This window comes from Pseudomonas sp. ICBG1301, assembly GCF_016918385.1.
Classification (GTDB): Bacteria; Pseudomonadota; Gammaproteobacteria; order Pseudomonadales; family Pseudomonadaceae; genus Aquipseudomonas; species Aquipseudomonas palleroniana.
This window is the reverse complement of sequence record NZ_JAEKGB010000012.1, coordinates 93,453-117,622: the sequence shown is the minus strand read 5'-3', so window position 1 is coordinate 117,622 and position 24,170 is coordinate 93,453. Positions and strand designations below refer to the sequence as shown.

3 protein-coding genes (1 of these 3 only partly in view) are annotated in these 24,170 nt (G+C 64.7%); all 3 read left to right on the top strand.

What is annotated here, in order from left to right; genetic code table 11:
- Window positions 1-267 precede the first annotated feature (267 nt).
- Tightly spaced (each overlapping or abutting the next), the 3 genes in view from JBE38_RS23905 to JBE38_RS28090 form a layout consistent with a single transcriptional unit that may run on beyond the window.
- Entirely contained in the window at window positions 268-9,927 is a 9,660-nt protein-coding gene (locus tag JBE38_RS23905; RefSeq protein WP_205345278.1) for a non-ribosomal peptide synthetase, read from the top strand.
- Window positions 9,924-19,751 (top strand): amino acid adenylation domain-containing protein, encoded by a 9,828-nt coding sequence (locus JBE38_RS23900; RefSeq protein ID WP_446731254.1) that lies wholly within the window; start codon window positions 9,924-9,926, stop codon window positions 19,749-19,751. Before JBE38_RS23905 ends, JBE38_RS23900 begins: the two co-directional genes overlap by 4 nt.
- Window positions 19,748-24,170, top strand: partial view of a non-ribosomal peptide synthetase gene (locus JBE38_RS28090; protein ID WP_205345276.1) — the start only. It continues 15,077 nt past the right edge of the window; only the first 4,423 of its 19,500 coding nucleotides appear in the window; it begins with the start codon at window positions 19,748-19,750; its stop codon lies beyond the right edge, outside the window. The genes JBE38_RS23900 and JBE38_RS28090 overlap by 4 nt, the downstream gene beginning before the upstream one ends.

Sequence of the window (24,170 nt, the reverse complement as noted above, 5' to 3'; positions counted from 1 at the left end):
AATGCGCTTATCAGGTCACGCTGTGGGCGGCTTTTTTTTCCGGCGTACGAGGCCGTATAGGCAGATTGAGTTGCCCATTGGTCTGACGTTTTTAACGATTTTTGCCTCAATTTCCCTCGCTGCTGCGCTGTGACCCAGGTGGCACTGACAAAACTCTGAGAAGGCTTTTATGAAACGTTTTTCTGCAGTGGCCATGGGCGACCTTGTCGCGAAAAAAGTCCTATCAAGCAACCTTGCCGTGGCAGGGTTTACCGCGCAGGTGATCGCATGAATTCGCCCGTGCAGTTGCCGCAGACATTCCCGCTGACCGCCGCGCAGAAAGCCATCTGGCTGGACCAGATCACGCAGGCTGAATCGCCGCTGTACAACATCGGCTCTTACCTGGAACTCAACGGCCCGATCAACGCCGAACGGATGCAACACGCCGCAGAGTTGCTGGTGGCCAAGCACGACGCGCTGCGCCTCACGCTGCTGGAAGCCACCGATGCCGATGGCGTGCCGCTGCAGTGTATCGCGCCAACTGTGCCGGTGGAGGTTCCGCTGCTCGACCTCTCCGAACACGCCGATCCTGCCAGCGCCGCGTTGGTATGGATGGGCGAGCATATGGCCCGCGCGTTTTCGCTGACCCAGGCGCCGCTGTTTCGCTTTTTCCTGATCAAGTTGGGGGAGGCGCACTACTACTTCGCCAGCCAGGCCCACCACATCATTCTCGACGGCTGGGCTTTCGGAGAAATGCTGCAGTCGCTGGGCGGCATCTACAGCGACCTGGCCGAGGCGCGACAGCCTGACATGCAGGCCAGCTCCTATCTCGACTTCATTGACGACGACCTGCGTTACCGCGAGTCGGCACGTTATGCAAAGGATCGCGAATACTGGCAGCACAAGTATCAGACCTTGCCCGAAGCGCTGTTTACCCCGCGTTATCAGAACCAGCATGCCAAGGGCAAAGCCCCTGGCCGGCACTATGTGCGGCCGTTCCCGGTGGTGTTGCACGATCGTATGGGGGAGCTGGCGCAAGCCTGCCAGGCCTCGACCTACCACGTGTTGCTGGCGGCCATGTATGTCTACTTCACGCGTGTGAGCCAGCGCGATGAATGGGTGGTGGGCTTGCCGTTGCTCAACCGCTCGGCCAAGTTCAAAACCACCCTGGGTCTGTTTACCCAGGTCAGTGCCGTGCGCTTCAGCCTCGGTCGCGAGCTGACCTTCAGCGCCCTGGTCGGCGCGGTACGCGATGCACTCAAGCAGGATTATCGCCACCAACGCTTCCCGCTGAGCGGTATGAACCTGCGGACCGAAGGGGGCCAACTGTTCGACCTGACCTTGTCTTACGAACAGGACGACCACCTGTACCAGTTCGCCGAGCAGGGCGGGCACCTGCTCAAAGTCACCAACAATCACGAGCAGATGCCCCTGGCGTTTCACCTGCGGGCGAGCAATCACAAGGACAAGGCGTGGGCGCACTACGTTTATAACGAGGCGTATTTCAACGCCGATGATATCGAGGCCCTGGCCGAGCGCTTTACCCACGTGCTCGAGCAGGCCCTGGAGAATGCCGATCTGGCCGTGGCTGAGTTTTCGTTGACCACCGAAGCCGACCGCGCGCTGATGCAGCATTGGAATGCCGACGTCGGCACGTACCCCAGCCATGCCACTCTCCATGGGCAGTTTGAGGCGCAGGCGGCAGCGCGGCCCCATGCGACAGCGCTGATTTTCGATGGCCAACACTTGAGCTATGGCGACTTGAACCGCCGCGCCAACCAGGTGGCGCATCGTTTGCTGAGCCTGGGCGTGCGCCCGGATGACCGGGTAGCGATCTGCGTCGAGCGCGGGCTGGACATGATCGTCGGCCTGCTCGGCATCCTCAAGGCCGGGGCCGGTTACGTGCCGATTGACCCTGCGTACCCGCAGGAACGCATCAGCTACACCCTGCAAGACAGCACGCCGGTAGCGGTGCTGGTGCAGCAGGCGACCCGTGCCCGGGTGGCCGAGGTGTCGGTGCCGGTGCTCGAACTGGACGGCGGCGATTGCCAGGGTGAGTCCACTCAGAATCCCCACGTCCCGGGCCTGACTTCGGCCCACCTGGCGTACGTGATCTACACCTCCGGTTCCACCGGCTTGCCCAAGGGCGTGATGATCGAGCACCGCAACGTGGCGCGCCTGTTCAGCGCCACCGAGTGCTGGTTCAACTTCAACGATCAGGATGTCTGGGCACTGTTCCACTCGTTTGCGTTTGACTTCTCGGTCTGGGAAATCTGGGGCGCGCTGATGCATGGCGGGCAGTTGCTGGTGGTGCCGCAGCTGACCAGCCGTTCGCCGGACGCCTGCTATGCGCTGTTGTGCAACGCCGGGGTGACCATCCTCAACCAGACGCCGAGTGCCTTCCGTTCATTGATTGCGGCCCAGGGCCAGAGCGAACTCAAGCACTCCCTGCGCCAGGTGATCTTCGGCGGCGAGGCCCTGGAACCGGGGATTCTCAAGCCGTGGTACGCACGCCTAGGCAACGCCGGTACGCAACTGGTGAACATGTACGGCATCACTGAAACCACCGTGCATGTGACCTATCGCGCACTGACCGCCGCTGACGCCGAGCGCGTCGGCACGAGCCCGATTGGCAGGCGCATACCGGACCTGCGCCTGTACATCCTCGATGCACAGGGCCAGCCCGTCCCGCACGGCGTGGAAGGTGAGTTGTACGTGGGTGGCGCAGGCGTGGCCCGTGGTTACTTGAACCGGCCGCAATTGAACGCCGAACGCTTCCTTGACGATCCGTTTGCCACCACTGCGGGCGCACGTATGTACCGTACCGGCGACCTGGGTCGTTGGCTGGCGGACGGCAGCATCGACTACCTGGGGCGTAACGACGACCAGGTGAAGATCCGTGGTTTCCGTATCGAGCTGGGTGAGATCGAGGCCCGCCTGGCCGCCTGTGAAGGCGTGCGCGAAGCGGTGGTGATCGCCCGCGAAGATGAGCCGGGAGACCAGCGCCTGGTGGCCTATGTGATCGCCACCGACGGCGCTGAACCATCGGCCGCCGAGTTGCGCACGCAGCTGCGCGTGTCCCTGGCCGAGTACATGGTGCCTAGCGCCTTTGTGATGTTGACGAGTTTACCGCTGACCACCAACGGAAAGCTGGACCGCAAGGCTCTGCCGGCGCCGGATACCGAAGCCTTTGCGCGACGCGAGTACGCGCCGCCGCAAGGTGAGCTGGAAACCACCCTGGCGCGCCTCTGGAGCGAACTCTTGGGCGTCGAGCGGGTAGGGCGGCATGATCAGTTCTTTGAGCTGGGCGGCCACTCGCTGTTGGCGGTCAAGCTGATCGAGCGCATGCGCCAGGTCGGCCTGAACGCCGATGTGGGCGTGCTGTTCGGTCAGCCGACCCTGGTCGCGCTGGCCGCTGCCGCCGGCAGCCGACACCAGGTACAGGTGCCGGCCAATGCGATTGCGGCCGATTGCACGCGGATCACTCCGGCCATGTTGCCCCTGACGCGTTTGCCCCAGGAGCAGATCGACCGCGTGGTCGCCGGCATCCCCGGCGGTGTCGCCAACGTACAGGATATCTATGCGCTGGTGCCGTTGCAGGAAGGCATTCTGTTCCACCACCAGGCCAGCACCGAGGGCGACCCCTACCTGTTGCAGGCGGTGTTGCGCATGTCCGGTCGCGAGCAGGTGCAGAGCTTTGTCGAGGCCCTGCAACAGGTCATTGATCGCCACGATATCCTGCGCACCTCGGTGGCCTGGCAAGGTCTCGACGAGCCGGTGCAAGTGGTCTGGCGCGAGGCACGCCTGCCCGTGCAGGAAGTACAGTTCGATCCGGCAGAGGGAGCGGTGGCCACGCAACTGTCCGAGCGCTTTGACCCACGTCACACGCGCATGGACCTGACCCGCGCGCCGATGATGGCCCTGCATATCGCCCAAGACCTGCCGGGTAGCGGCTGGGTTGCGGTCCTGCAATTCCATCACCTGATCGATGACGCGACCTCGCTGGCGCTGCTGGGCCAGGAAATCGAGGCCGTGATGCAAGGTCGCGGTGATCGGTTGGCGCCGTCGGTGCCGTATCGCAACTATGTGGCGCAGACCCGCCTGGGCACCAGCCAGGCCGCCCACGAGGCGTTTTTCCGCGAGATGCTGGGCGACGTCGACGAGCCGAGTTTGCCGTTCGGCTTGCAGGATGTGCAGGGCGATGGCCAAGGGGTGACCCAAGCCAGCGTGCCGGTGGCCAAGCTGCTCGGGCAGCGCCTGCGCACCCAGGCCCGGCGCCTGGGCGTGAGCAATGCCAGCCTGTACCACTTGGCCTGGGGCCAGGTAGTCGGGCATCTGGCCGCACGCCGCGACGTGGTGTTCGGCACCGTGTTGATGGGCCGCCTGAGCAGCGGCGAAGACGCCGACCGTGCCTTCGGGATGTTCATCAATACCTTGCCATTGCGCGTTGAAGCGGGCGACCAGGGTGTCGAACGTGCGCTGAAAACCACCCATGCGCGCCTGGCCGCCTTGCTTGGCCATGAACATGCGCCGCTGTCCCTGGCACAACGTTGCAGTGGCGTGGTGGCACCGACACCGCTGTTCAGCGCCTTGCTCAACTACCGGCATGCCGCCGTCGGCGCACAATCGGCGGAAGATGCCGGCAAGGCCCTGGTCTGGGGCGGGGTGGAAATGGTCGGCGGCGAAGAACGCACCAACTTCCCGCTGATGTTGTCGGTGGACGACCTCGGTGATGCCTTCGGCTTGAGCGTGCAAGCCGTGGCCGGCGTCGACCCGCAGCGCATCTGCGGCTACATGCACCGCGTACTCGAAGCCATCGCCGACGCCCTGGAGCACCAGCCGGATCAGGCGTTGCATAGCCTTGCGATCCTGCCGGACGCTGAACGTCAGGTGTTGCTGGCCGACTTCAACGCCATGGATGTTCAATACCCGCCCACGGCGACCGTGCACGCGCTGTTCGAAGCACAAGCACAGCGCCAGCCGGAGGCAATCGCCGTGACCTATGCCGGCGAGTCACTCAGCTATGGCGATTTGAACACCCTGGCCAACCGGCTTGCCCACCGCCTGATCGCCGACGGCATCGGCGCCAATGACCGCGTGGCGATCTGCGCCGAGCGCAGCCTGGAAATGGTCGCCGGCCTGCTGGCGATTCTCAAGGCCGGCGCGGGTTATGTGCCGTTGGACCCGGCGTACCCGGACGAACGCCTGGGGTACATGCTGCAAGACAGCGCACCCAGGGCCTTGCTGACCCAGCAGCGCCTGGCGCAACGTTTCAACCCGTGCAGCGTGCCGACCTTGTTGCTGGATGCGGTTGACGGCCTCGCTGCGCAGCCCGCGCACAACCCGCAAGTAGCGGGCCTGAATGCCGACGCCCTGGCCTACGTGATCTACACCTCCGGCTCCACCGGCCAGCCCAAGGGCGTGGCCATGCCTCACGGGCCGTTGGTCAACCTGATGCAGTGGCAGATTGCGCAAACCCTGGCCGATGGCCGTCCGGCCCAGCGCACCCTGCAGTTTGCCGCATTGGGCTTTGACGTGGCCTTCCAGGAGGTCTTCAGCACCCTGTGCGCAGGCGGTGAGTTGTCGTTGATCCCGGGTGACTTGCGCCTGGATTTCCGCGCACTGTTCCGACATCTCTGCGAGCAGCGCGTGCAACGCCTGTACCTGCCGTGCATTGCCCTGCAGGCCTTGGCCGAAGCCGTGGCCGAGACGCCTGAGCTGGGGCGCTTGCCCTGTGCGCTGCAGGATGTGATCACCGCCGGTGAACAACTGCGTATCAGCGAACCGATGCGCGAGCTGTTCCAGCGCCTGCCTGGCTGCCGCTTGCACAACCACTATGGGCCGACCGAATCCCATGTCACCACGGCCCTGACCCTTAAGGGGGATGCGCGGTCCTGGCCGGTGCTGCCATCGATTGGCGTACCCGTGGCCAACACGCGGATCTACCTGCTCGACGAACACCTGCAACCGGTGCCGTTGGGAGTTGCCGGTGAAATCTATATTGGCGGCGCCTGCGTGGCCCGTGGTTATTTGCACCGCGATGACCTGACCGCCGAACGCTTCTTTGCCGACCCCTTCATGCCCCACGGCCGCCTGTATAAAACCGGTGACTTGGGGCGCTACCAGGCCGACGGTCAAATCGATTATCTGGGGCGTAACGACGGTCAGATCAAGATCCGCGGTTTCCGTGTGGAACTGGGCGAGATCGAAGCGCGCCTGGCCCAGCATCCGGGCATCCGCGATGCGGCGGTGCTGGTGCGCGAAGACAGCCCCGGCGACAAGCGCCTGGTGGCCTATTTCACGGCCCACGCCGAGGCGCAGCCTGCGGGTGTCGACGTACTGCGCGAGCATCTGCAGGCGCTGCTGCCCGACTACATGATTCCTGCGGCCTATGTGCATCTGGACGCGCTGCCGCTGTCGCCCAACGGCAAACTCGACCGCCGCGCCTTGCCGGTACCGGATGTGGAGGCGTTTGCCAGCCGTGATTATGAAGCCCCGCATACCGCCATCGAGACCACCCTGGCGGAACTGTGGAGCCAACTGCTGGGTGTGGCCCGCGTGGGGCGCCAAGACAACTTTTTCGAACTGGGTGGCCACTCGCTGCTGGCGGTCAAGCTCATCGAACGCATGCGCCAACAGGGCCTGAGCGCCGACGTGCGCGTGCTATTCGGCCAGCCGACACTGGCGGCCCTCGCGGCAGCGGTGGGGGGCGGCAGTGAAATCCAGGTGCCGGCCAACGGTATCCCGGCGGATTGCGCACACATCCGCGCCGACATGCTGAGCCTGATCGACCTCGGGCAGGACACCCTCGACCGTATCGTCGCGCGGGTGCCGGGCGGGGCGCGCAATGTACAGGACATCTACCCGCTGGCACCGTTGCAGCAGGGCATTTTGTACCACCACATCACCAGCGAGCAGGGCGACCCCTACCTGTTGCAGGCGACCTTCAGCCTGGATAGTCGTGCGCAGCTCGAGACCTTCATCCAGGCGCTGCAAGCCGTGATTGACCGGCATGACATGACGCGTACCGCGATCTACTGGGAGGACCTGCAACAGCCGGTGCAAGTGGTGCTGCGCCACGCCGAGCTGCCCCTCGAAGAATTGCATTTCGATCCGGCCCGGGGCGCCATGCTGGAGCAATTGCACGCGCACTTCGACCCGCGCCGGGTGCGGCTGGAGTTGAGCCAGGCGCCGCTGCTGCACCTGGCCTACGTGCACGATGAGGCCAACCAGCGCTGGCTGGCGATGTTGCTGTTCCACCACATTGCCATGGACCACACGGCGTTGGATGTGATCAGCGAGGAGGTCCTTGCCTACCGCAGTGGCGGTTTTGCGCAGTTGGACGCGGCAATGCCGTACCGCAATTACGTGGCGCAGGCGCTGTTGGGCGTCAGTCAGGCCGACCACGAACAGTTCTTCCGCGAAATGCTTGGCGACATCGACGAGCCGACGCTGCCGTTCGGCCTGCAGGAAGTGCAGGGTGACGGGCTCGCGGCTGAAGAAGCCAAGATCCAGCTCGAAGCTGGGCTGTGCCGGCGCCTGCGGGCGCAGGCGCGCCACTTGGGTGTCAGCGCGGCCAGCCTGCACCACCTGGCCTGGGCGCGGGTGCTGGCCAGCGTCAGCGGGCGGGATGATGTGGTGTTCGGCACCGTGTTGCTGGGGCGCATGCAAAGTGGCGACGGCGCTGATCGGGCGCTGGGCATGTTCATCAATACCTTGCCACTGCGGGTCAGCGTCGATGAGCAAGGCGTGCGCGCCGCGGTGCGCGCTGTACACGCCCGGCTCTCGGCACTCTTGGGGCATGAACATGCACCATTGGTGGTGGCGCAGCGCTGCAGCGCCGTGCCGGCTTCGTCGCCGCTGTTCAGTTCAATTCTCAACTACCGACACAGCCCGTTGCTGGAGCGCGAAGGGCCGCAGTATTGGTCCGGCGCGCAGGTGCTGGAAGTTCGTGAACGCACCAACTACCCGTGCATGCTGTCGGTGGATGACCAAGGCGAAGGCTTCCTGCTCGGCGTACAGACCAGCGGCGTGGATGCCCAGCGCGTAGCAGCCTACATGCAGACTGCTTTGCAGCAATTGGTGGAGGCGCTGGAGACGGCGCCGCACACTGCCGTGCGGCACCTTTCGGTAATCCCGGCAACCGAGCGTGAGACCCTGCTGGAGCGCTTCAACGACACCGCCCGGGACCACGCGGTGCAACAGACGATTCACGGCTTGTTCGAAGCCCAGGTGCAACGCACGCCGGACGCGATTGCGCTGCAGGCGGACGGCCGGCGCCTGAGCTATCGCGAGCTGAACCAACATGCCAACCGTCTCGCCCATCATCTGCTCGAAAAGGGCGTCGTGCTGGAGTCAAGGGTCGGCATCTGTGTTGAGCGCAGCGTCGAGATGGTCATCGGGTTGCTGGCGATCCTCAAGGCCGGCGGCGGATACGTGCCGCTGGACCCGGCGTATCCGCTGGACCGCCTGGCCTACATGCTGGAAGACAGCGCGCCGTCGGTGGTCCTGGTACAAGGCTCTACCCGCGCCTTGCTCGGTGACGTCGGCGTGCCGGTGGTCGACCTGGAGCACGTCACTTGGCAGCACCAACCGGCAAACGACCCGCTGATTGCCCAATTGTCCCCGCAGCATCAGGCCTACGTGATCTACACCTCAGGTTCTACCGGCAAGCCCAAGGGCGTGATCAACGAACACAGCCCGGTGGTCAACCGCCTGCTGTGCATGCAGGACACCTATCGCCTGGACGGCTCGGATGCGCTCCTGCAGAAAACCCCGTTCAGCTTCGACGTGTCGGTGTGGGAGTTCTTCTGGCCGCTGTTCACCGGTGCGCGCCTGGTCATGGCTCGCCCCGGTGGGCACAAAGACCCGGCCTACCTGTGTGAGGTGATCCAGGCCGAACGGATCACCACGGTGCATTTTGTGCCCTCGATGCTCGATGTGTTCCTGGCCCATGGCGATGTCAGCCAGGCGGCCGGGCTGGTACGGGTGATGTGCAGCGGCGAGGCCTTGCCGGGCAGCCTGGTGCGCCGTTTCAAGGCGCAACTGCCGGGCAGCGCCTTGTTCAACCACTATGGCCCCACCGAAGCGGCGGTAGAGGTCACGGCGTGGGATTGCAACGGCGCGGTTACCCCGGACAACACCCCGATCGGCAAGCCGATTGGCAACGTGCGCATGTACGTGCTCGATGCGCACTTGCAGCCGGTGCCGCTGGGTGTCAGTGGCGAGCTGTTCATCGGTGGTGTGCAGGTTGCCCGAGGCTACCTGAACCGTCCCGAGTTGAACGCCGAGCGTTTCCTCAAGGACCCTTACAGTGCTGGGCGAATCTACCGTACCGGTGACGTTGCTCGGTATTTGCCCGATGGCAACATCGAGTACCTGGGCCGCAACGATGACCAGGTGAAAATCCGTGGCGTGCGTATCGAATTGGGGGAAATCCAGGCACGCCTCGGCGAGTTCCCGCATCTCCAGGAAGCCACGGTGCTGGCCCGTGAGGACGTGCCGGGCGACAAACGCCTGGTGGCCTATTACACCGGCGTGCCGGCCGCCACCGAGGCGCTGCGTGCGCATCTGTTGGAGCAATTGCCCGACTACATGGTGCCGCAACTCTTCGTGCACCTTGACGCGCTGCCGCTGAGCCCCAACGGCAAGCTTGATCGCAAGGCCCTGCCGGCGCCAGACGTGGGAGCGCTGCGCACCCATGCCTACGAAGCCCCTCAGGGCGAAATTGAAACCGCCATGGCGCGGCTCTGGACAGAGTTGTTGAAGGTCGAGCGCGTGGGTCGCCACGACAACTTCCTGGAGCTGGGTGGGCATTCGTTACTCGCGGTCAGCTTGATCGGGCGCTTACGCCAGGAAGGCATCGAGGCCAACGTCAAGGCGCTGTTCGAACACTCCACGCTGTGGGAGTACGCGGCAATTACGGAAAGAATGGAGATGGTCCTGTGAGTGTTATCGAACTGTTGGCGACACTGAAGCAAAAGGATGTGCAGCTGTCCGTCAAGGGCGATCAACTCGTGTTGCAGGGCAACAAGCTGGCCTTGAGCGAGCCGGGCGTGCTGGCATCGCTGCGCGAGCATAAAGCCGCGCTGATCGCCTTGATCAAGGCCGGCGATTACTCGGCGCAGCGCGCTGGGCAACTCGAGGTTCCGGCCAATGCCATCCGCCCCGACTGCACCCGGATCACCCCGGCGCTGCTGCCGCTAGTCAACCTGAGCCAGGCGGCGATTGACCGTATCGTCGCCACGGTGCCCGGCGGCACCGCAAATGTGCAGGACATTTACCCGCTGGCGGCGCTTCAGCAGGGGATTTTCTACCACCACGTCACGGCGCGCCAAGGCGACCTCTACCTGATGCGTTCACAGTTCGCGATCACCACGCGGCCGCGCCTGGAGGCTTTTGCCCAGGCCCTGCAGCAGGTGGTCAACCGTCACGACATCCTGCGCACCAGCATTGTCTGGGAGGGGTTGGATGAGCCGGTGCAAGTGGTCTGGCGCGAGTCGCAACTGATGATCGACGAGGTGCTGCTCGACCCGGCTGAAGGGCCGATCACCGAGCAGTTGTACCGACGCTTCGACACCCGCTCGATGCATATGCCGCTGGGCCAGGCGCCGCTGTTGCGTGTGGTGTTCGCCGAAGACCCGGCCAACCAGCGGTGGGTGGCGATGTTGCTGTTCCATCACATCGCCATTGACCATGTGGCCATGCAGGTGGTGTATCAGGAGATCCATGCCTGTCTGTACGGCAATGCCGAACAGCTCGGCGCGGCGGTGCCATACCGCAACTATGTGGCCCAGGCACGCCTGGGCACGACCGAGCAGGAGCATGAAGGGTTCTTTCGCGACATGCTTGGCGATCTGGATGAGCCGACCCTGCCTTTCGGTCATCAGGATGTGCAGGGCGACGAGCAGGTCGGCGAACAGGTGCATCGACTCGACGCCGAGTTGAGTCGACGCCTGCGCACCCAGGCCCGGCAGCAGGTGGTCAGCGTCGCCAGCCTGCATCATTTGGCCTGGGCCCAGGTGCTGGGGCGTATTTCCGGGCGTGACGATGTCGTGTTCGGCACCGTGCTGATGGGGCGCATGGGCGGTGCCGAGGGCAGTGAGCGCGGGCTGGGGCTGTTTATCAATACCTTACCGCTGCGTCTGGATGTGGGCGCACTGGACGTACAGGCCGCGGCCAAGGCCGCCCATGTGCGCCTGACGCGCCTGTTGGGGCATGAGCACGCGCCGCTGGCGCTGGCTCAGCGTTGCAGCGGCGTGGCCGCGCCTACGCCGTTGTTCAGTGCCTTGATCAACTATCGCCAGAGCCACGCGTCGGCATCGAGCGGGCCGCAATGGGACGGTATCGAGCTGCTGGGCGGCGAGGGGCGCAGCAACTATCCGCTGGTGCTGTCGGTGGATGATGTCGGTGAGGATTTCAACCTGACACTGCAAGGCGTCGCCAGCATGCCGTTGGCGCGCATCCTCGGTTATCTGCTCACCGCGCTGCACAGCCTGGTCGAGGCGCTGGAGCAGGGCCACGCCACGCCGATGCAGGCTTTGCCGATCGTGCCCGCCGAAGAGCGGCGCCTTCAGTTGGTCGGTTTTAATCACACGGCCAGGGATTACCCGCGTGGGCAGACCATTCATGCCAGGTTCGAGGCGCGTGTACGGGCGTTGCCCCAGGCGGTGGCCGTGCGCCAGGGCGCGCAGCAACTGAGCTATCAACAGCTCAACGAGCAGGCCAACCAACTGGCCCACCATTTGATCGAACGGGGCGTGGGCCCTGACGATCGCGTTGCGATCTGCGCTCGACGCAGCGTCGAAACCCTGGTGGGCCTGGTGGCGATCCTCAAGGCTGGCGCGGCCTACGTGCCGGTTGACCCGGCGCACCCCCAGGAGCGTATTGCCTACCTGTTGCAAGACAGCGCGCCCGTGGCCGTTCTGGTGCAGGCGGCGACCGCCGGCCTGGTCGCCGGGCTGCCGGTTGCGGTCATCGATCTGAATTCGGCTGCCTGGCACACCGCGCCTGCCGACAACCCGCACGTGGCCGGCCTGACCCCGGCGCACCTGGCCTATGTGATCTACACCTCCGGTTCCACCGGCCAGCCCAAAGGGGTGATGGTCGAACACCAGACCCTGGAGAACCTGGTGAACTGGCATTGCGATGCCTTCGACCTGCACGCCGGCAGCCAGACGTCCAGCGTGGCTGGTTTCGGTTTTGATGCCATGGCCTGGGAAGTCTGGCCGGCCTTGTGCGCGGGGGCGACCCTGCACCTGCCGCCTGCGCAGCAAGCCCATGAAGACATCGACGCACTGCTGCAATGGTGGGTCGCCCAGCCGCTGGATGTGAGCTTCCTGCCGACGCCGGTGGCCGAGTACGCCTTCAGCCAGCACCTGGAACACCCGACGCTCAAGACCTTGCTGATTGGCGGTGACCGTCTGCGTCAGTTCCACACGCCTCGGCGCTTCAAGCTGGTCAACAACTACGGCCCGACCGAAGCTACGGTCGTTGCCACCTCCGGCTTGATCGAAGCGGGCAAGCCCCTGCACATCGGCAAACCGGTGGCCAACGCGCAGGTGTACGTGCTCGATGCGCAACGGCAACTGTTGCCGCAAGGAGTGGCCGGCGAGCTGTATGTGGCCGGTGCCGGGGTAGCGCGGGGTTATCTGAACCGCCCTGAGATGAGCGCCGAACGCTTCCTTCAGGACCCGTTCAGCCGCGACCCGCAAGCGCGCATGTACCGCACGGGAGACCTGGTGCGCTGGCGTGAGGACGGCACCCTGGAGTACCTGGGGCGTAACGATGACCAGGTGAAAATCCGTGGCGTACGCATCGAACTGGGCGAAATCGACAGTTGCCTGGCCGCCCATCCCCAGGTCCGTGAAGCGGTGGTGCTGGTCCGTGACGGGCGGCTGGTCGCCTATTTCACCGCCGACGATGCGCTGGACGCCGAGAGCCTGCGTGGCTTTGTCCAGGTGCAGCTGCCGGAATACATGGTGCCGGTGGCCTACGTGCAGCTCGATAGCCTGCCGCTGACCGCCAACGGCAAGCTCGACCGCAAGGCCCTGCCGGAGCCCGGGCTGGAAGCATTGCTCAGCCGAGGCTATGAAGCCCCGGCGGGCGAGGTGGAAACCACCCTCGCGCAGCTCTGGGCCGATGTGCTCAAAGTCGAGCGGGTGGGGCGGCATGACCACTTCTTCGAGCTGGGCGGGCATTCGTTGCTGGCCGTCAACCTGGTGGAACGCATGCGCCAGGCGGGCCTGAGCGCCGATGTGCGCGTGCTGTTCAGCCAGCCGACCCTGGCGGCCCTGGCGGCGGCGGTGGGCGCCGGCCACGAAGTGGCGGTGCCGGCCAATCGCATCGAGGCCGGCTGCACCCGGATCACCCCGGACCTGCTGCCCCTGGCCACACTGGATCAGGCGAGCATCGACCGGATCGTCGCCGCGGTGCCCGGTGGTGCGGCCAATGTGCAAGACATCTATCCCTTGGCGCCGTTGCAGGAGGGCATTCTCTACCTGCACTTGTCGGCCGAGCACCGTGACCCGTACGTCCTCACGTCGCAATTCGAATTGGCGGATAGCGCGCGGTTTCAGGCGTTTTGCCAAGCCCTGCAACAGGTGGTCGAACGCCACGACATCCTGCGCACCGCCGTGCTCTGGGAAGGGTTGGAGCAGCCGATGCAAGTGGTGTTGCGCCATGCGCCATTGCCGGTGGAGCCGTTCACGCCGGCCCCTGGCGCAACGCCAGTCGCCGAGCAACTGCGTGCCGACGTGCGGGCGCGCTACGCCCGTCTCGACCTGAACCAGGCACCGCTGATGCGCCTGGTCTACGCCCATGATGCGGCACGCGGGACAATCGTCGCGTTCTTTGTCTTCCATCACTTGGTGCTCGATCACACCGCTGTCGAGGTGGTGCAGCATGAAATGCAGGCGTATCTGCTGGATCACGCCGACCGCCTGGGAGCGGCGGTGCCCTATCGTAACTACGTCGCCCAGGCGCGTCTGGGCGTCAGTGAGCAGCAGCATGAAGCGTTCTTTCGCGAAATGTTGGCGGACATCGAGGAACCGACCCTGCCGTTTGGCCTGCAGAGCGTCGAGGATGACGGGGCGGACATCGACGAAGCCGAACTGACCCTCGACGCGGGCCTGAGCCGCCGGCTGCGTGTACATGCCCGGCAACTGGGCGTCAGCCCGGCGAGCGTGTTTCACCTGGCCTGGGCGCGGGTGCTGAGTGTTATCGCGCAGACCGACCGCGTGGTGTTCGGCACGGTGATGATGGGCCGCATGCAGGGCGGAGACGGCGCCGACCGGGCGCTGGGCATGTTTATCAACACCCTGCCGCTGCGTGTCGATATCGATGACCAGCCGGTGCAGGCGGCGGTCAAGGCCACCCACGCCCGCCTGAGTGGCTTGCTCGGCCATGAGCACGCCGCACTGGCGCTGGCGCAACGTTGCAGCGCGGTGCCGGCGAGCGTGCCGTTGTTCAGTGCCTTGCTCAACTACCGGCACACTGCGCTGCCGTCGGCGGCCGAGCAGGCCGAGTACCAGCATGCCTGGCGCGGCATTGCGGTGATGGATGTGCATGAGCGCACCAACTACCCGCTGAGCGTGAGTGTCAACGACCTGGGCGAGCAGTTCAGCCTGAGCATATTGGCGGTTGCCACGCTGGACGCGGAAAAAATCGGTGTTTACTTCAATACCGTCATCGAACAGTTGGTCGATGCGCTGGCCCATACGCCATCGGCGCCCCTCAACGGTGTGTCGATACTGCCGCCGGCTGAGCGTCATCAGGTGCTGCAGGCCTTCAATGGCACTGCCAGGGATTACCCGCACACCTGCACCTTGCACGCGCTGTTCGAAGCCCATGCGGCGGCGGCTCCCCAGGCGGCGGCGGTGCATGGCGAGCAAGCCGTGAGTTATGCGCAATTGAACCGACGGGCCAACCAGTTGGCCCATCACCTGCTCGGCCAAGGCGTTGCGCCCGGCGACCGCGTGGCGATTTTGCTGGAGCGTTCCGTGGACCTGCTGGTCAGCCAGTTGGCAATCAGCAAGTGTGCGGCGGTGTATGTACCGTTGGATGTCAACGCGCCGTTGGACCGTCAAGCCTTCATGATCTCGGACAGCGGAGCGGCTCTGTTGCTGACGGCAGCCTCGATCAAGGTGCCGGAGGGGGCGCGTCGTCTAGATCTGGATCGCCTCGACCTTGCCGACGAACCCGAGCACAACCCGGCGTTGGAGCAATCCGCCGAGACGGCGGCGTACATCATGTACACCTCCGGCTCCACCGGTACGCCGAAGGGCGTGCTGGTGCCGCATCGGGCGATCACGCGCCTGGTGATCAACAACGGCTATGCCGATTTCAATCAGCAGGACCGCGTGGCGTTTGCTTCGAACCCGGCGTTTGACGCCAGTACCCTCGATGTCTGGGCGCCATTGCTCAATGGCGGCGCGGTGGTGGTGGTCGATCAGGACACATTGCTATCCCAGGCCGGCTTTGCCGCGCTGTTGCAGGAACAAGCAGTCAGCGTGTTGTGGATGACTGCCGGGTTGTTCCACCAGTACGCCGAAGGGCTGCTGCCGGTTTTCCCGCAACTGCGTTACCTGATTGTCGGTGGCGATGTACTGGATCCGAGCGTGATCGCCCGGGTCCTCAAGGACGGCGCCCCCCAGCATCTGCTCAACGGCTACGGCCCGACCGAAGCCACCACCTTCTCGACCACCCATGAGATCACTCGTGCAGACGAGGGCAGCATCCCGATTGGCCGCCCGGTGGGCAACAGCCGAGCTTATGTGCTCGACGCCCGCCAGCAACCGGTGCCGGTCGGTGTGACCGGCGAGTTGTACATCGGTGGCCAGGGCGTTGCCCTGGGTTACCTGAACCGGGCTGATCTGACGGCGGAGACATTCCTCGCCGACCCGTTCAACGACGGGGCGCTGATGTACCGCACTGGCGACCTGGTGGCCTGGCGTGCCGACGGCACCTTGCAGTATCAGGGACGTAACGACCAGCAGGTGAAGATCCGCGGTTTCCGCATCGAACTGGGCGAGATCGAAACGCGCCTGAGTGAACACCCCCAGGTCAAGGACGCGGTGGTACTCGCGCGTGAGGACGAACCGGGGCACAAGCGCCTGGTGGCGTATTTCACCGAGCGTGAAAACGTCGATATCCAAGCCTTGCGTGAGCATCTGCACGCGCAGTTGCCGGACTACATGGTGCCGGCCGCCTACGTGCGCCTGGACCATCTGCCGCTGACCAACAACGGCAAGGTCGACCGCAAGGCCCTGCCTGCACCGGACCAGGACGCCCTGCTGAGCCGTGGCTACGAAGCGCCACAAGGAGAAGTGGAAACCGTACTGGCGCAGATCTGGGCCGACCTGCTCAAGGTCGAGCAAGTCGGTCGTCACGATAACTTCTTTGAACTGGGCGGCCATTCGCTGCTGGCGGTCAACCTGATCGAACGCATGCGCCGCGCCGACCTCAGCGCCGACGTGCGCGTGCTGTTCAGCCAGCCGACCCTGGCAGCGCTGGCCGCTGCGGTGGGCAGTGGACGTGAAGTGGCCGTACCGGCCAACCTGATCACGCCCGATTGCGTACGCATCACCCCGGACCTGCTGCCCCTGGCGGACCTGGACCAGGCGGCGATCGACCGCATCGTCGCCAGCGTGCCGGGCGGCGTGGCCAACGTGCAGGATATCTACGCCCTGGCACCGTTGCAGGAAGGCATCCTGTACCACCACATCACGGCGGAGCAGGGCGACCCGTACCTGTTGCAGTCGCAAATGGCGTTCGACAGCGTAGAGCGTCTGCAGCGCTTTGCCCACGCCTTGCAAGGCGTGATTGACCGTCACGACATCCTGCGCACCGGGATTGTCTGGGAGGGCCTGAGCACCCCCGCGCAAGTGGTGTGGCGCAAGGCCGATCTGGCGGTGCAGGAGCTGCTGCTCGACCCGGCCGAGGGCGACATCCTGAGCCAGCTGCATGCACGCTTTGATGCCCGGCATTACCGCCTGGATGTCAGCCAGGCGCCGTTACTGCGCCTGGCCTATGCCCGTGATGAACTCAACGAACGGATAGTGGCGGTGCTGTTGTTCCACCACACGGCATTGGACCACACCGCGCTGGAGGTGGTCAGTTGGGAAATGGCGGCCAGCCTGTTGGGTTCCACCGAACCGCTGGCCGCGCCGGTGCCGTACCGCAACTACGTGGCCCAGACACGTTTGGGCGGCGTTGAACAGGAACATGAAAGCTTCTTCCGCGAGATGCTCGGTGACGTTGACGAACCGACCTTGCCCTTCGGCATGCAGGACGTGCAGGGCGACGGCAACACCGTGGCCGAGGTCACGCAGGTGCTGCCGGCAGATGTCAGCCAGCGCCTGCGGGCGGCGGCGCGTACCCTGGGCGTCAGTGTCGCCAGCCTGTTCCACCTGGCCTACGCCCAGGTGCTGGGTGCGGTTTCGGGCAAGCAGGATGTGGTGTTCGGCACGGTACTGGTTGGGCGCATGCAGGGCGGCCAAGGCGCCGACCGCGCATTGGGCATGTTCATCAACACCTTGCCGCTGCGCGTCGACCTCGGTCAGCACAGCGCACAAGACGGCGTGCGTGCAACCCATGCACGGCTGTCGGCGCTGCTGGGGCACGAGCATGCCTCGCTGTCCCTGGCCCAGCGTTGCAGTGGCGTGGCCGCGCCGGCGCCGTTGTTCAGCGCGATGCTCAACTATCGCCATAGCGCCAGCGATGGGGTGATGCACCAGACCCGTGACGCCTGGGTCGGCATCGAAACCCTGGCCAGCGAGGAGCGCAACAACTACCCGTTGGCGTTGAACGTCGATGACCAAGGCGACAGTTTCCGCTTGAACGTGCAGGCCATCGCGGTGGATGCCCAACGCGTGCTGGATTATGTGCAGACCGCCTTGTACAACCTGGTGCAAGCGCTAGAGACCGCACCGCATACGGCCTTGTGGCAACTGTCAGTACTGCCGGCCGAGGAGCGCGAAACGCTGCTGGTGGCGTTCAACGACACGGCCCGCGACTACCCGTTGCAACAAACCCTGCACGGCCTGTTTGAAGCCCAGGTGCAACGCACGCCAGATGCCATTGCACTGCTGTCTGACACCCGGCAGCTGAGCTATCGCACGCTGAATGAGCGCGCCAACCGTCTGGCCCATCACCTGCGTGAGCTGGGTGTACAGCCGGATTCGCGCGTGGCGATCTGCGTCGAGCGCAGCCTCGAAATGGTCATCGGCCTGCTGGCGATCCTCAAGGCCGGTGGCGGTTATGTGCCGCTGGACCCGGCTTATCCGCAGGAGCGCCTGACCTACATGCTCGAAGACAGCGCGCCGGCCGTGGTGCTGGTGCAAGAGGCGACTCGTGGTCTGCTCGGTGAAATCAGCGTACCGGTGGTGGACCTGGAGCAGGAGACCTGGCAACAGGCGTCGGCGAGCAATCCGCTGATTGCCGGGTTGACCCCGCAACACCAGGCTTACGTGATCTATACCTCGGGCTCCACCGGCAAACCCAAGGGGGTGATCAACGAGCACAGCGCGGTGGTCAACCGCCTGTTGTGGATGCAGGAAGAGTACGGCCTCGACGCCAGCGACACGGTGCTGCAGAAAACCCCGTTCAGCTTCGATGTGTCGGTGTGGGAATTCTTCTGGCCATTGTTCACCGGCGCTCGCCTGGTCATGGCCCGCCCGGGTGGGCACAAGGACCCGCAGTACCTATGCGAAATCATCCAGGCCGAGCGCGTCACCACGCTGCACTTCGTGCCCTCCATGCTCGATGTGTTCCTCGCCCATGGCGATGTCAGCCAGGCGGCCGGGCTGGTGCGGGTGATGTGCAGCGGTGAGGCACTGCCTGGCAGTGTGGTGCGTCGCTTCAAGCAGCAACTGCCGGCCAGCTCGCTCTTCAACCTCTATGGGCCGACCGAAGCGGCGGTGGACGTCACCGCGTGGGATTGCGCAGGGCCGGTCACCCCGGATAACACGCCAATCGGCAAACCGATCGCCAATACGCGCATGTACCTGCTGGACGAACATCTGCAACCGGTGCCGCTGGGTGTCAGTGGCGAGCTGTTCATCGGTGGCGTGCAGGTTGCCCGTGGCTACCTGAACCGCCCGGAGCTGACCGCCGAACGCTTCCTCGACGACCCGTTCAACGCCGGACGCATGTACCGCACCGGTGACGTTGGACGCTTCCTGCCCGATGGCAACATCGAGTACCTGGGGCGTAACGATGATCAGGTGAAGATCCGTGGCCTGCGTATCGAACTGGGGGAAATCCAGGCGCGCCTCGGCGAGTTCCCGAATATCCAGGAAGCCACGGTGCTGGCCCGTGAGGACGTGCCGGGCGACAAGCGCCTGGTGGCCTATTACACCGGCGCGCCGGCCGAGACCGAGGCGTTGCGTACGCATTTGCTGGCGCAATTGCCGGACTACATGGTGCCGCAACTGTTCGTGCATCTGGATGCATTGCCGCTGAGCCCCAACGGCAAGCTGGACCGCAAGGCCCTGCCGGCGCCGGACCTGACGACGCTGCGAGTGCGGGCTTATGAAGCGCCGGTGGGCGACACGGAAATAGCCCTGGCCCGGCTCTGGGGCGAATTGTTGAACGTTGAGCAAGTCGGTCGGCATGACCACTTTTTTGAACTGGGCGGCCATTCGTTATTGGCCGTCAGCCTCATCGGGCGACTACGCCAGGAAGGCATCGATGCGAACGTCAAGGCGCTGTTCGAGCAACCCACGCTCTGGGAATACGCCGAAATTACAGAAAGAATGGAGATGGTCCTGTGAGTGTTCTCGAACTGTTGGCGACATTAAAAGAAAAAGACGTTCAACTTGCAGTCAAGGGTGAGCAACTCGTGGTGCAGGGCAACAAGCAAGCGCTGAAGGAACCCAGCGTGCTGGCTGCGCTGCGTGAACACAAGGCCGCGTTGATCGCCTTGATCAACGCCGGCGAGTACCGCTCAGAGCGTACCGGGCAAGTCACCATTCCAGCCAACCGCATCCCCGCCGAATGCACGCGCATTACCCCGGATATGCTGACACTCATCACGTTGGATCAGGCGACTATCGAGCACATCGTCGCGTGCATCCCCGGCGGCGCGCCCAACATCCAGGACATCTACCCGCTGGCACCGCTGCAATCGGGCCTGCTGTTCCATCACCTGTCCGAGCCACAGGGCGATCCTTACGTCTTGCAATGCCTGATCGGCATGGACAACCGCCAATGCCTGGACGATTTCAACCAGGCCCTGCAACACGTGGTCGACCGGCACGACAGCTTCCGCACGGCGGTGTTGTGGGAAGGGCTCGACGAACCTGTGCAAGTGGTCTTGCGCCAGGCGCGCCTGCAGGTCGAAGAAGTCGCCCTGGACCCGACCGTCGGCGATATCCGCCAGCAACTGGAGCAGCGTTTTGACAATCAGCATTACCGGCTGGATCTCAGTCAGGCGCCGCTGATCCGTATCGCGTGTGCCGAGGACCCGGCGACGGGGCGCTGGCTCGCCCTGATGATGTTGCATCACATCGTGTCCGACCACGCCGCGTTGGCGGTGGTGCAGCATGAAATCCAGCAATATTTGCTGGGCCAGGCTGCGCAACTGGGCAAACCGGTGCCGTACCGCAACTATGTAGCGCAGGCGCGCCTGGGCGTCAGTGAGCAGCAGCATGAAGCGTTTTTCCGCGAGATGCTCGGCGAGGTCGACACGCCGACGCTGCCGTTGGGTCTGGTGGATGTGCAAGGTGATGGGCATTTGCTGCAAGAGGCCGCGCTGACGATCCCGACGACGTTGAGCCAGCGCCTGCGAGCCCAGGCGCGGCAGCAGGGGGTCAGCACGGCCAGCCTGTGTCATCTGGCGTGGGGCCAGGTGCTGGCGGCCGTTACCGGCAATGAGCGGGTGGTCTTCGGCACGGTATTCCTCGGGCGTATGGACAGCGGCGAAGGCGCCGAGCATGCGCTGGGTATGCTGATCAATACCTTGCCGCTGCGAGTGGACATCGGCGAGCAGGACGCACCGGCCGCGCTCAAGGCGACCCATGCACGGCTGACGGCGTTGCTTGGCCATGAGCACGCGCCGCTGGTGCTGGCCCAACGCTGCAGCGGCGTGGCCGCGCCGCAACCGTTGTTCAGCGCCTTGCTCAACTATCGTCATAAAGCGCATGACCTCGCGTCCGAACAGGCCCAAACGGCCTGGCGCGGCATCGAGTTCTTCCACACTGAAGAGCGCAAGCGCACCAATTACCCGCTGACGCTCAGTGTCGATGAACTGGCGGACGGCTTCTCTTTCACCGTGCAGGCGCTGCCGGTGCTGGGCGCGCAACGTTTCTGCGAGCGCATGCACGTTGCCCTGGAACACCTGGTGCAGGCGCTGGAGCAGGGCTCGACGCTCGCGGTCAATCAACTGCCGGTGCTGCCGAGTGCTGAGCGTCGACAGGTGCTTGAAGACTTCAACCAGACCCAGGTCGAGTACCCACGTGGGTTGACGCTCCACCAGCGTATTGAGCAGCACGTGCAGCGCAACCCGCAGGCGATCGCCGCGGTGTATGACGGACAGGCGCTGTCCTATGCCGAGCTGAACCAGCAGGCCAACCACCTGGCTTTTCAACTGATCGAACTGGGCGTGCAGCCTGACGACCGTGTGGCCATCTGCGCGCGGCGCAGCCTGGACACCCTGGTCGGGCTGGTGGCGATCCTCAAGGCCGGTGCGGCGTATGTCCCCGTCGACCCGGCGCACCCGCTGGACCGCATCGGCTACTTGCTCGAAGACAGCGCCCCGGTTGCGGTGCTGGTGCAGCCGGAGCTGGCCCAGCGTTTACCGACGTTGCAGGTGCCGGTGCTGGAACTCGACAGCCGCTTGTTGCACGGTGCTGCCTGCGGCAACCCCCAGGTCGCCGGCCTGACCCCGGCACACTTGGCCTATGTGATTTACACCTCCGGTTCCACCGGTCTGCCCAAGGGCGTAATGGTCGAACATCAGACCGTGGAAAACCTGGTCAACTGGCATTGCGATGCGTTCGACCTGCACGCCGGCAGCCATACCTCCAGCGTCGCCGGGTTTGGTTTCGATGCGATGGCCTGGGAAGTCTGGCCGGCCCTGTGCGTCGGGGCGACCCTGCATCTGCCGCCGGCGGCGCAGGGCAACGAAGACATCGACGCCTTGCTGGCCTGGTGGCAGGCGCAACCGCTGGATGTCAGCTTCCTGCCGACGCCAGTGGCCGAATACGCCTTCAGCCAGAACCTGCAACACCCGACCCTCAAGACCCTGCTGATCGGCGGTGACCGTCTGCGCCAGTTCAGTCAGGCGCAACGCTTTACCTTGGTCAACAACTATGGCCCGACCGAGGCCACCGTAGTGGCGACCTCCGGCGTGATCACGGCAGGGCAGGCATTGCACATCGGCAAGCCGGTGGCCAATGCCCAGGCGTACGTGCTGGATGCACAACTCAAGCCGGTGCCGCTGGGCGTGACCGGTGAGCTGTACGTGGGGGGGGGCGGGGTGGCGCGGGGTTACTTGAACCGTGCACAAATGACCGCCGAACGCTTCCTCAAGGACCCGTTCAGTGCCGACCCGCAGGCGCGGATGTACCGCACCGGCGACCTGGTGCGTTGGCTGGCGGACGGCACGTTGGAATACCTGGGGCGTAACGACGACCAGGTGAAGATTCGCGGTGTACGTATCGAACTGGGCGAGATCGACAGCTGCCTGGCCGCCCATCCTCAGGTGCGTGAAGCGGTGGTGCTGGCCCGTGACGGACGGCTGGTCGCTTATTTCACCGCGCATGACGCGTTGGATGTCGAGAGCCTGCGCGGCTTTGTGCAGGCGCAGTTGCCGGAGTACATGGTGCCGGCCGCCTACGTACGTCTGGAGCATATGCCGCTGACCGCCAACGGCAAGCTGGACCGCAAGGCCCTGCCGGAACCGGACCAGGACGCGCTGCTCAGCCGCAGCTATGTGGCACCGCAGGGCGAGGTGGAACGCACCCTGGCGCAGATCTGGGCCGAGGTGCTCAAGGTCGAGCGCGTGGGGCGGCATGACCACTTCTTCGAGTTGGGCGGGCATTCTTTGCTCGCGGTGGGGTTGGTCAGTCGCATGCGCCAGGCCGGTTTGAATGCCGATGTACGCGTACTGTTCAGCCAGCCGACCCTGGCGGCATTGGCCGCCGCCGTCGGCCAGGGGCGTGAAGTGACGGTCGAGCCCAACCGTATTCAAGCGGATTGCCAACGCATCACCCCGGACCTGTTGCCGCTGATCACGTTGGACCAGAGCAGCATTGATCGGATTGTCGACAGCGTACCGGGCGGTGTCGGCAACGTGCAGGATATCTACCCGCTGGCACCGTTGCAGGAAGGCATCCTTTACCATCACCTCAGCGCCGAACAGGGCGACCCGTACTTGCTGCAGGCGCGTTTCAGCTTTGCCGACGCGCAGCGTTTGCAAGCGTTTGTCCAGGCCCTGCAGGCGGTGATCGATCGTCATGACATCCTGCGTACCGCCATCGTGCTGGAGGGTTTGCAAGCGCCGGTGCAAGTGGTCTGGCGCAAGGCCGAGCTTGATGTGCAAGGCGTATCGGTGGACGCCGCCCACGGGGACGTGCTGGCCCAGCTGGAGCAGCGTTTTGGCGCCCGTCACCACCGCGTGGACCTGGCTCGCGCGCCACTGATGCAACTGGTGTATGCCCAAGACCCGCTCAATCAGCGGGTGGCGGCGATTTTGCTGTTCCACCACATTGCCCTGGACCATACCGCGCTGGAGGTCGTCAGCCAGGAAATGCAGGCCTACTTGCTGGACCCGACAGCCGAGCTGCCGGTGCCGGTGCCGTATCGCAATTACGTGGCCCAGGCCCGCCTGGGTGTCAGCGAACAAGAGCATGAGGCGTTCTTTCGCGAGCTGTTGGGCGACATCGAAGAGCCGACGTTGCCCTTTGGCTTGCAGGATGTGCAAGGCGATGCCCAGGCGATCGAAGAGGCCAGCCTGCGTATCGACCCCGAGTTGAACCAGCGCCTGCGTAGCCAGTTGCGCCACCTCGGGGTCAGCGCCGCCAGCGTGTTTCACTTGGCCTGGGCCCAAGTGCTGGCCGGGGTGACCGGTAAGCAAGACGTAGTCTTCGGCACGGTGCTGATGGGGCGCATGCTCGGTGGCGAAGGGGCGGAGCGGGCGCTGGGCATTTTCATCAACACCTTGCCGCTGCGCATCGATGTGGATGGTCGCG

What these genes read in the sequence shown, in the direction of transcription:
- JBE38_RS23905 (WP_205345278.1), top strand. Translation starts at nt 268, where the DNA reads ATGAATTCGCCCGTGCAGTTGCCGCAGACATTCCCGCTGACCGCCGCG.